The organism is Streptomyces mutabilis (genome assembly GCF_014649815.1).
Classification (GTDB): domain Bacteria; phylum Actinomycetota; class Actinomycetes; order Streptomycetales; family Streptomycetaceae; genus Streptomyces; species Streptomyces mutabilis.
The window spans coordinates 851,530-861,856 of record NZ_BMTT01000002.1 but is presented as its reverse complement, the minus strand read 5'-3'; the positions used below and the strand labels follow the sequence as shown (position 1 = coordinate 861,856).

Annotated in this window: 8 protein-coding genes and 1 pseudogene; 4 read left to right on the top strand and 5 right to left on the bottom strand. The window is 62.5% G+C overall.

Annotated elements, in window-relative coordinates; genetic code table 11:
* Positions 1-567 precede the first annotated feature (567 nt).
* Positions 568-1,740 carry an ImmA/IrrE family metallo-endopeptidase gene (locus IE142_RS08220; RefSeq protein ID WP_191885024.1) on the top strand — a complete coding sequence of 391 codons (1,173 nt, stop codon included), beginning with the start codon at positions 568-570 and terminating at the stop codon, positions 1,738-1,740.
* Positions 1,741-1,753: 13 nt separating this feature from the next.
* Here IE142_RS08220 and IE142_RS08215 read toward each other — a convergent pair whose 3' ends face one another.
* Together IE142_RS08215 and IE142_RS36435 are read right to left on the bottom strand one after the other, a co-directional pair.
* On the bottom strand, positions 1,754-2,323 hold the full coding sequence (locus tag IE142_RS08215) for a hypothetical protein (RefSeq protein ID WP_191885023.1): 570 nt from the start codon (positions 2,321-2,323) through the stop codon (positions 1,754-1,756).
* Positions 2,324-2,678: 355 nt separating this feature from the next.
* Positions 2,679-3,521 (bottom strand): PD-(D/E)XK nuclease family protein, encoded by an 843-nt coding sequence (locus IE142_RS36435; RefSeq protein ID WP_229830266.1) that lies wholly within the window; start codon positions 3,519-3,521, stop codon positions 2,679-2,681.
* Positions 3,522-4,718: 1,197 nt separating this feature from the next.
* On the opposite strand from IE142_RS36435, the gene IE142_RS08205 reads away from it, so the two are divergent.
* Positions 4,719-5,399 (top strand): hypothetical protein, encoded by a 681-nt coding sequence (locus tag IE142_RS08205; RefSeq protein WP_191885021.1) that lies wholly within the window; start codon positions 4,719-4,721, stop codon positions 5,397-5,399.
* Between the two features lie 289 nt (positions 5,400-5,688).
* Positions 5,689-5,865, top strand: coding sequence for an HGGxSTG domain-containing protein (locus IE142_RS08200; protein WP_189885039.1), 177 nt, complete (start codon positions 5,689-5,691; stop codon positions 5,863-5,865).
* Positions 5,866-6,234: 369 nt separating this feature from the next.
* Here IE142_RS08200 and IE142_RS08195 read toward each other — a convergent pair whose 3' ends face one another.
* The 3 genes and pseudogenes from IE142_RS08195 to IE142_RS08185 form a co-directional block, all read right to left on the bottom strand.
* The gene (locus IE142_RS08195) at positions 6,235-6,714 is read right to left on the bottom strand and encodes an ASCH domain-containing protein (RefSeq protein ID WP_229830236.1); all 480 of its coding nucleotides are present in this window, start codon (positions 6,712-6,714) and stop codon (positions 6,235-6,237) included.
* Positions 6,711-8,768: a GNAT family N-acetyltransferase gene (locus IE142_RS08190; RefSeq protein WP_191885020.1), complete on the bottom strand. Its 2,058-nt coding sequence runs from the start codon at positions 8,766-8,768 to the stop codon at positions 6,711-6,713. Before IE142_RS08190 ends, IE142_RS08195 begins: the two co-directional genes overlap by 4 nt.
* A 139-nt stretch (positions 8,769-8,907) precedes the next feature.
* Positions 8,908-9,081, bottom strand: a pseudogene (locus tag IE142_RS08185) (tyrosine-type recombinase/integrase); the annotation flags it as partial.
* Positions 9,082-9,497: 416 nt separating this feature from the next.
* Here IE142_RS08185 and IE142_RS08180 point away from each other — a divergent pair.
* On the top strand, positions 9,498-10,160 hold the full coding sequence (locus tag IE142_RS08180; RefSeq protein ID WP_191885018.1) for a hypothetical protein: 663 nt from the start codon (positions 9,498-9,500) through the stop codon (positions 10,158-10,160).
* Positions 10,161-10,327: the final 167 nt, after the last annotated feature.

The window sequence follows — 10,327 nt, the reverse complement described above, 5'->3', positions numbered from 1 at the left end:
CATGGCGGCGTATCACCCCACCATGATCCACCACCCCAGTGATCTTTGAAGACGGACCCTAGTTCAAGGCGGCTCGCTCCGCTCCCCGCGCGCGGCCCGGCCCCCGGCCGGGCCTGCGCTCCTGTCTCCGCCCCGCTCCAGCCCGGCCGGCGCCCGTGCCGCGCGCACAGCAATCAACCGCCTGACGCCAGAGAAGAGGTACGTCGTGGCTGGGGCGGTCGGCTCCACGGCTTTAGGCAGCCACTTTGGCGCGAGCCTCGAAGATCATGGCCCCAACGTCGTGCTTTACCGGGCAGGTCCACAGACTGCCCGACGCGCCGGAAGCTTACGGGGCCATGATCACTCACGCCAAAGCAGCTCCAGCCCAAAGCCGTTCCACCGACCTCCGCTGGCTAGTCACAGGCCGTCCAGGTTGGGTCCACTGTCAGTGGCTGGCACTAGTCTTTGCCATATCAAGTCTGCAGACCAGTGCTGCTGCCTGTGCAGCCACAGAGCATCTGCCACACTGGGCAGTAGGCGATGGGACCGCTGCAGCCGCGAGGCTGACGCAAGGCGGAAGGGGTGGTGATGACGGCAACTGACACACGCGAAGAGCGCTTCAAGCACACCCTAAATACCCTAGTCATACGCGAGGGAGTAGCTCCCGAAACACTGCTTGATCTTCTGGGATCTAAGCAAAGTTACAGGGATCTAATCTCGGGGACGCGTCTCCCTTCAACCTATGAAGCGACACTCCTGAGTGCCTTTTTTAAGGTACCTCCAGGCTTCTTCCTGCAAACGGAAGAGCCCACAATGGGCGTCAGTCTTCGCCTTGGCGGGATAGAGGGAATTCACGACGTTAGTGACGCCGTTTCACACGCGACGCGCCTTCTGGAAATCGATCGCCTAACCCGCGAATGGGGCTTCGCGCAGCCGGTCACCGACGTCACCACTTACGCCCCTTCCCAAGTCTGGCACAATCGCTATGCAGGTGAACGGACGGCCGCCCGGCTCCGCGGCTACCTGGGCATTGACGAGATTGATCCCATCGAGGATCTCACAGGGCTGATTGAAAGCCTGGGCTTTCCCGTGGAATATCGGACCCTACCGGATCAAGTTCACGGAATGTCGGTGCCTGAAAAGCACGGAGACACAATCGCATGGGTGATCATAATCAATTCTGATGACATCTGGTCACGCCAGCGATTCACTCTGGCGCACGAGCTTTGTCACGTATTGCAAAATGATCCAGGCCAGGTCATTGTAGATCGAGCGTCAATGCAGGATCTCCGGCCCGAGCGGATTGCCAACTCTTTTGCGCGGCACTTTCTACTTCCGGAGGAAGCACTGCTGCATAAGCTGGAGGAGTATGGCCACACTTTCACAAGGGCCGAGGCTGAGAAGTTCCTGGCTGACGTCATTCTGACGTACGGAGTGAGTCGAGAAGCAGCAATAATCGCTCTGTCCGAGTTCGCCGAGGGCGCACTAGACGAGGACGTATTCCAGCATTGCCGAACCATCCCTGTCGGCGAACTAATGCGACGATCCGGGAACTCAAATGCATGGAATGAACTAAACAGCTCCCGCGGTCTGACTTTTCCCTCAGAACGGCTCTCGCAACAGGTTCTCGACGCTTATAGCGAGCAACTTGTAAGCCTTCAGGCTGTGGCAGATGTAATCGCTGACGGATCCGTGGATGTCGCCAGCATTCAATTGCGAGAGGCCGGCTGGGAAGTCGACACTCCAGACCTCAATGGCTAGCTGCGCTGCGCTATCAGTCGCAGAGGCGGCAGGAGCCGCCCTTCATAACGCAATTGAAAGACTTTTCATCTTTCGGTTGATGCTGCATTGGAACCGTGGCAAATTTCCGCGTTATCTGAGTGAAGGCGTCGAACAGCTGATCCGCGTTGACGTTCTCATCGTGACAAGCGAGTTCTGCAAGCAGATGTCCAACATGCTTGACCGGGACAGCGTTTCGCACCGCCACAGCCATCGCTCCGCCATCGTTCGTCAGCAACAGCGTCCGGCGACCGAACGCGATAGTCCGTAGGGCACTTACAATGCTGTGCGCCTCGCCAGCATGCCTGTGGGCGGAACCAACACGGTCAACGCTCCTACCGGATCGCTCCGCCGCAGCGGCGTCGATCTCTCTCAGTTGCCGCAGCACCTGGTCGAGTTTGTCGAACGTGTTGAATGTGTCGTCTGAAGTTGGCAGAGGCAGCTCTTTGATGTCGCCGGCATCGAGGTGACGAGCGATGGAGTCTGCCCCGGTGCAGAGCAACCGGGTGTCGGCAGTCCGCCGAGCTTCCGGAACGGAAGCCAATCGCCTGATCTCAGTTGCCACTGCCTCTGTAACTACAAGCGATGTGCCGTAGAGACTCAGGACCTTACTGAGCAGGGGCGGCCGAAGAGCCAGCGAACAGAGCGTCCCGGTATCGGCCCACGCCATGTCCACTGGCGTGTGCCGCCGCGGAAGGGTCGGGACGGGGGGACGGACGCGCGGGCGTGTCCTCGGCTGGAGACTCGGCCGCCGCAGGGCCATGCCCTTCGGGGACGGGCGCTCCAGATCGTCCAACTCCCCCTCCGGCGGCTCCTGGTGTGCTCCAACGAGATGTCAAAGCATCGATCCCAGGGTAGCCCGCGCGGGGAGCGGATGCACACAGCTCCGGCGTAACCCAGCGAGTGACTCAACAACGCAGTTACGGCATGCGTTCCCCGTCGTCAGTGTCCGCTTCCTCGATTCTGGCATCACCACACCACTGACGAACGGGACACCACTTGCAGTGCTCCCCGGGCGTGCTCGACCAAGTCGTGTCCCTGTGCCATCTTTTGGCGCGCAGACGGACCTCCGCCTTGGCCATACCGCGGAGGCCGCTATCGTTCAGATCCCACGCGTAGACTCGGCTCTCCCCTGACGCGAGCACTTCCAGCTCCAAGCGCGCCTTTTGGCTTTCATATGGGCCCCGATACCCGCTAGCTATCAAATTGATCAGCCACGGTACCGCAAAAAACTGGTCAAATGCCGCTCTTTCATCTTGAGGAATTGAACGAGTGGTCGTCTTGGTTTCTCTGATGACGAAAGTGTCTTCAGCATCAAGATACAGAAGATCAGGCTTGCTGACGATTACAACATCGGCGCGAGCATCATAGCCGTAAATACCTACTTCACTTCCGATTACACGTGCCCCATCGCCAATAGGGCAGGATAGCGCATGCTGTGTGACGTACTCCCGCGCCTCCAGATATTCTTTCTCGCTGAGGTGCTGGGGGAAATGCTCGTCTATAAAATCCAGGTCGCTGGCGTCACACTTCCGGTTGCCCATGTGAGCTTTGGCCAACCATTCATGAACGTTCCGTCCGCGTTCCGAGGATGGCCCGGGATCCGAGTCTCCGGGCAGATTGCTATTAATGAGGTACCACTGAGAGGGGCACGTTTCGTATATCTCAAGGTCGCGAGCGCTTACGGAACGTGTCGCATGTCCTCGGCGGGCCTGGCCAAGGAAGCCGTCTAACTTTTCGAGAGTATTGCAGCAGCCAGCCATCTTGCATTTTCCGCAGTTGGATCCTGGCGTCACACTTCTACTGTCAACGATTTTGCTCAGTGCAGGTATAACCTGCGACTCGTACAGTGCCTTCGCCGCAGCGGGACTGTCATCGAACAAGACCTCCACCGAACCATCGCTTAGGCCAAGCTCAATAACTCGGATTCTTGTCACGTCTCCGCGCGGACGAACCAAGCCGGCTACGTGGGCGGCCGTGACAGTCCACTTGTCTGGGCTTGCTGGTGCTTTCCTGGCGGCACCAAACCGCAGCTTTCGCACCTCGCGCACGCCGCTATTTCCATCGTAAACCGGAGCCCATACATTCAGCTTTTGACCTGGATACCTCGGATTTGGGACAACTTCCGGATCGCAAATCCGCAGCTGAAGCGCTCCCAGTTCAGCCTTGCTCAAATCGTGACAGTTCAAGTAGTTTTCAATGGCTTGCGTTGCATACCGGAGTAGAGCTGAATGCAAACTATACTGTGCAAGCTCTTGAGTGATGAGTTGACTAAGCTCATCCCAAGAGTGAATGCGTGGGTCATCTTGGAGCGCAATGCTTACATCGCGTACGATTCCCAGGATGAAAGGTTGGGCGTCATCTCGCCTGTATGCCCAATCCACGGGCTTCAGTTTGTGCCGAACTTTGTACGAGCCGTAAAGACCACAGCCCCGCAGCAAGCCTTGCGCGTCCGAGGCGCTGACGCGCAACAGATCCTCAGGACCAGAGGATCTTGGCCAAGCACCCTGACCAGCCACGGCCCACCCCCTTACTGCGCAGAGTGCACAGCATGTTACTCGGATGATGGCAGAAGAGGTCAACTCGCAAGTTAGGGGACCGGCTGAGCTGGCATCCCTCTTCAGCGGACGACCAACTGACAACCGCTATGGCAAGGCACTGAGCCGACCCAGACCTGCGGTGTTCGCCGACGCGGACGCATGGGTCAGGCGTCCGCGCCCGTGCCAGATGGTGCGGGCAACCACGGGGAACGACAGGGACGAGGCCGCTGGCCAAGCGGACGCCCTTGCCGCTCCCCCACAGGTCAGCTCATCGATCGCTCGTCGACAACCCGAGCCTCTCAAGCTCATGGCCGCCGCTCTCGCCCCCACGATGTCCGTGACGGGGTTGTCCCCAACCATCCACCCGCCGCCGGCCACGGACACCTCGACGCCGAGAGTCCAGCAATTATGATCTCGCGCATGCCTCCACACCCTCACCTCCCCGCTGTCATCGACGCAGCCAACGCCTTATCCGCCGGGCTACAAAACCCTTCGCTGCTGGTGGGACTTCACCGCGACATCGACGGCTTGACCGGGAAGGACGGCAAGTCGCTTGGGCGCTCGACGAAGCAGTACGCCCTGCGGTGGGGAATCTTTACGATGTCCTATGCGGCCGTCGAAGCCTTCTTCAACGACGTCCTTGCCCTAGGTCCGTCCCGGACGCGGCATCTTCCGCTCAACCCGGACAAGCTCCGCCACGTCGGGCAGCAGCACGCGGTCCGGCTCTTCACCAACGAATGGGGAGTCCGTACGAGAATTCTGGGCAACGCCCCCGGGAACCGATCGCGTTGGAAGGCTTATGTCGGCACCCAAGAGGTGCAGTTGTACCTCACCGACATGAAGAACCTCCGCGACATCCTGAGCCACGGCGGGGACCCATACGCGGTGTCGAACCGCTCAGGAGCGTTGTGGCCCCTGAAGAGCGGCAGGCACTCGATGCGCCTCATGGGTGCTGAAGGCTTCATCCAAGCGTGCTGCGACCTCGCCTCGCAGACCGTGCTCGCCTACGGTGGGGACTCTGCCGACCTTCCCGAGTGGCCAGAGCCTGAGCGGTCGGGGCTCTCCGCGGAACGGCTTCCGTCGCTGCCGCTGTTGGACTGATCACTTCCGCCCGGCTACCTGCTCCATCGCTCACAGTTGTCCAGGTCTTTGTCCAGTGCGCAGACGACCGCCACCGTTCACGGCCGTACGCGGACGCTGCCTGACCTGGCACGGTGAACGCGCCCGTACCTGACCATACGGTCTGGTGCACAGTTGGAAAGCGTGCGCCCCGAGCAACCTACCTTGGCCGCCATGCACCGCTGCGCGGAGCAGTGCGCCTTCCGCAGAGGACATGTGCCCGGCAATCCTGCACTGGTCCGCACAACGGTCGAGACCGGGGGTGGGAGACGTGGCTCGTACGCAGTCCAGGTGTGGAGCGCTCACGGAGAAGGGCACTCGGTGCCGGCGGCTGGCGATGGTCGGTGCGTCGCGATGCAACCTGCACCGTGGCGAGTGGTCGTCGTACACCATCGAGAAGCGCAAGGAAGCCGAACGCAAGGCGAAGACACGCAAGCGTCGCAAGTGACCCAGCCGGTGTGAGGTGACATTCATGGCTGACATCAACGACAGCGGACAGCGGCGGCGCGGTACGGTCTGACACGGCCACGGCCGCCCCGCGCAGCACGGGTGGACAGGCGGTCAGACCGAACTCCTAATGCGGTGGTCACACCTACCTACGGCGCCGGACGTATCAGCCCAATCAGAAGCGACAGCAGGAACGCCCACACGGTCGTCGCTACGTCGTGGGGCCGCTACGCCATGGCCAGCATGTAGGGACGACGGATACCCGGCAGCGGCGTGGCAGCCCTGCACTACAAGCGCATGAGGTCAAGCCGTGTTCGGCGGCTAACCAACGCCGCACGGACCCGCATCAATCGCTCGGAGCCTCGGCCCGCTACGCGTGAACCGCGTCCGGCAGCACCTTCCGAAGCGCACTGCCCACTGCGGGCCCGGCCTCTGATACCTGACGCAGATCAGTACCTCTCAGGTAGCGATAACTCTGCGGCGGATGGAAGGTCCCTGCAGCGCGCAGTGCACTGAGGGACACCGGCTCGTCGAAGGGCACGGGATCCTCCAAGGTCAGACCGCTCGCCTGGGTAGCACCGTCCATGTAGGCGTCGTACTCGCGTCGAGTGATCCCTGTCTGGGCATGATGCGCCGACCAGACGTCCTTGGGGGAGCCCACATGGACCGAGGCGATGCGCGCCATGCCCACCAGAGCCATGGTGGGCGCGGTTGCGTACAGCAGAACCGGGGTTCCGGGCGGCGCGGCGACGCGCTGGCGGCGGACTTCCACCGTCTTACTGCCGGCCAGGATCGCGTTGGCGAAGCGCGGGTGGACGGACAGCAGCATCGCGCGTTCCGGATCGTTCACGTCGTTCGGTGCCCCTCTTGGTAGACCGCCTGGAACAGCTCGTTACTGATCTTCGACAGGGAGATCAGCGACAACGGTAGTCCCAGCTCCTTCGCCAGGGAGGTCAATCGCCGCAGCGTCACCGGCCTCGGGAAGATCTCGGTGTCCGAGAACCTGAGCGCCATGGCGCGACCGGAGGCGTCGGCGGCTTCTTGAACCTCAGCCCGACCATATACGCCCAGGTGTTCGAATTTCGAGAAGAGGGTGTCGGGTGTGTCGATGAGCACCTCGTCGAGTCGCGAACTGCCCACCACCATCTGTCCTTCGCTCGGAGAGTTGCCCTCGCTGACGTACCAGAGCAGGCGAGCCGGAACACTCTCTCCGCGGCGGCCCGAGGAGCGGTAGTAGACGTGCTCTCTGCTGATGCCCAGGACGTCACTGCGCGGAATGAGCATGGCGGGCACGTTGAACAGCTCGGTCGACCAGCGCGGCTTGATGGGCACCAGGAAGGACGGCAGCTTCGAGTCGATGACCTTCGCCGGCCACCACGCACGCTCCACCACGGCAGCCACCTCGGCGGGCATGCCGGGGCGGAGCGCGGTCGTGTCGACAGTCAGCTCGCGGGCGAGCCCTCCGGCCACAGCCTCCACTTCAGCTGCCGTCCCGCACACATTCACGAGGAGAGCGACGAGCCTGCCGTCATGCTCGAAGAACCCATCGTCGCCGGCCGCAGACCTGGCGGCCTCGGAGGGATACGGATCGCTGATGCGGATGATCTCTGCACCGCAGTCCCGGCCGAGCCGCTTGAGCAGGAAGAGTAGCTGCCGGGCCAGAGTCTGTTCCAGTGGGTGGCCGGCCGTGCGGAGGACGGGGACAATCAGAGTTCGTCCGTCCAGTGCCCATGTGTAGAGGGCGACCGGGTGGCCCTGACCATCGCGGAGCAGCTCGCGGCGCCATGCGACTGCGCCCTCGTTCAGCGACCGCAGCCGCTCGGCGAAGGCCGACCCGTCGTCGCCACCCGATTGGTGAAAGAAGGCGACCAGTTCATCCTCCGCACCTGGTGCCACCTCTCCGGACCGGAACTCCGTGCCCATCAGATCAGCCGGACGGTACACCTGGGCCTGCCGCAACTCGTCCACGTGCAGCGTCACGGTAGAAGGTGAGACGACCCGGACACGGGCGACCTCCCAGGCCACGTCGGTCAGGCGGGACAGCAGTGGATCACGGGTCGCCAGGACTTGCAGACCGGCGCACGACGTCTCGGCCACATACCGCAGGCGGACGCGAAGTCCAGCGTCGACGGTCAGGTCGGGCATGGCCTGTGTAGCGGCTTGGAGCAGTTCACGGCTTCGCTCGTCTACGGCCGCCAAGTCCGGGGAGAGCTTGCGCAGGCCGGTCAGCGCCGCCCGCTGGTGTTGACGTTCTGCCGTGTCCGCGAGATCCCGGATTTCATGTACCAGCTGGGGTGTGTAGGCGAGTTCGACGAGATCCGCCATCCAGCCTGCTTCCAGCGCGCGTGACTCCTCCGCGTCGGCCGTGTCAGCGAGGCCGCGCAGATCGGCGAACACTCCATGGTCGACGGTTACCACTAGGAGCGCGTCGCTCTCCATCTCCGTGAACAGGTCAGGATGGCCGAGGTCCAACCACCATCCGTCCAGGATCTCGCCGTCACGGCCCCGCCCGCGCACCTCGCCATCCGGGATGAAGCCGAGACTCCTCCACATCCCGCTCAGGTTGTAGTCCCGTCGGCACTTGGCCTTGATCCCGAGTCGCTGTGGGTACCGCTCTTTGACGCCCTCCACCAGCTGGCGGGCGATTCCCCGGCCACGCTGTTCCTCCGCCACACACAGGTGTGCGAGCCGAATACGCGCGCTCCTCTTCGGTAGTCCGAACAGCGCGTAGCCGAGCATCTCGTCCCCTTCAACGGCGGCCAGAAGGCCGCCGTCCTCCGCTGCCTTCCGGTAAGCGGGAGGTGTGAGAAGCCCCAGCGTCCTTGTGTAGCGATCACCCAGGGCTACGGCCTTGTCGATCAGCTCGTCCTGCGCAGGCGAAACAGCCACCAACTTGATCGCCATCGCTCCCCCTCCAGTTGGGCCGGTGACTGCCGGCGCAACTCCCCTGTCATTACATACAGGGGAAGCTGATCTCATTCACGGCCGTCCCTCAAGGGGGCACAAGGGGCGCACGGTACTCCGGAGACCGTCAGAAACGCCCTTACGTCTGCTTGACTCCCGCCTGCTTAGCAGCTGGCTCACGCAGCTGCTGTCGCACCTCGGCATCGATCCCCTGGCCCAGCTTGCGCTGGTGCTTCGCCGTCGAGTACTGGTAGATCAGCTGGGCTCGCTCCGAGGACTGACCCGTGCGAACCATGAGGCCCTCCCACTTGGCACATACCATCGTGGCTGGCTGCCGTCGGCCGAAGTTCGTGCCACAACCGTGCCAGATGCAGGGGTCAGCCACGGTCAACATCGGTGCCCTGCGGTCGAGTAGCCCTCCGCTTCCTCCGCTGGCGAAGTCGCAGCTCAGGTCCGAGATCGCCCAGCCTCTCTTCTAAAGCGGGTGTCGCGCTTCGGCAAGGCCGACGTCGTCACGATCATCGGAACCGGCGCCGAGAGATCCGCCGCCGAGCCATCGAAGTCAGCCAGTTCCACGCACCCCACCAGCCGCGCGACTACAACAGCACCAAAGCGGCTGCATCCCGAAGTGGCCTCCATCAGCTTGTCGCCCCTGTGGCCCCAACTGCTGTCAGTGCAACCGTTCACAGAGGATGATGCGTCTCACAACAGCACCATCCCAGGGGGATCATGAGTACCAACATCACACCGCCGCCGATGCCGGCTCAGCCGCCGCAGCCCGGCAAGAAGAGCCACACCAACGCCTACATCATCGGCGGCGCGGCCATCATTGCCGCCGCCGTCGTCGCCACAGGGATCGCCATCTCTGGCCGCAGCGACGACACAGCAAAGCCACAGCCCACCGTCACCGTGACGGAAACCGTCGAGCCCGAGGCCACAGTCGAAGAGGACACCGCAGCAGCAACCGACCAGAACACAGACGCCAAGGTCGGTGAGCAGGCCCGGAACGGCGGAGCCGTCGTCAAGGTCACCAAGGTGGCAGAGGCCGACACCATCGTGCTCGCCGGAGCCCGCAAATCCGCAGGCGCCGACGCCAAATACGTCGTCCTCAAGACCGTCGTCAGCAACGAGGGAAAGGCCAGCATGGACCTGACGTGCTCGCTGCCCATCGTTAATGCGCTCATCGACGACCAGGGTCGGCGCTTCGACACGATCGAAGATCTTTATGACATCGCCGGCAACCCAGAATGCAACGCGCAGTTGCAACCCGGCTTCGACGACGAGATGCAGTTCGTCTATCGCGTCCCAAAGGACGCGGTGGTCACAACATGGGAGTTCTCCGAGTACGACCTTGAGAACGAAGTGACACCCACCCTCGTCAACCTGACCTGACCAGCCACCATCGGGCCTCCACCCCTCAACCAGGAGTCGGGGGCCTGTCGTGCTGTCAGTACCTGCCAGTACAGGCGAGGCGAGCGTGGAGTACGCGTCGATTAGGTGGCTTCCTGCGCACTCATTCGTGTGAGCACCGCACCACAAGCGCACCAGATCGAGCGGGG

Excerpts from the sequence above, each read along its gene's own strand:
- IE142_RS08190 (WP_191885020.1), bottom strand. The coding sequence starts at position 8,768 with ATGGCGATCAAGTTGGTGGCTGTTTCGCCTGCGCAGGACGAGCTGATC.
- IE142_RS08220 (WP_191885024.1), top strand. The coding sequence starts at position 568 with ATGACGGCAACTGACACACGCGAAGAGCGCTTCAAGCACACCCTAAAT.
- IE142_RS08180 (WP_191885018.1), top strand. The coding sequence starts at position 9,498 with ATGAGTACCAACATCACACCGCCGCCGATGCCGGCTCAGCCGCCGCAG.
- IE142_RS08205 (WP_191885021.1), top strand. The coding sequence starts at position 4,719 with ATGCCTCCACACCCTCACCTCCCCGCTGTCATCGACGCAGCCAACGCC.
- IE142_RS36435 (WP_229830266.1), bottom strand. The coding sequence starts at position 3,521 with ATGGCTGGCTGCTGCAATACTCTCGAAAAGTTAGACGGCTTCCTTGGC.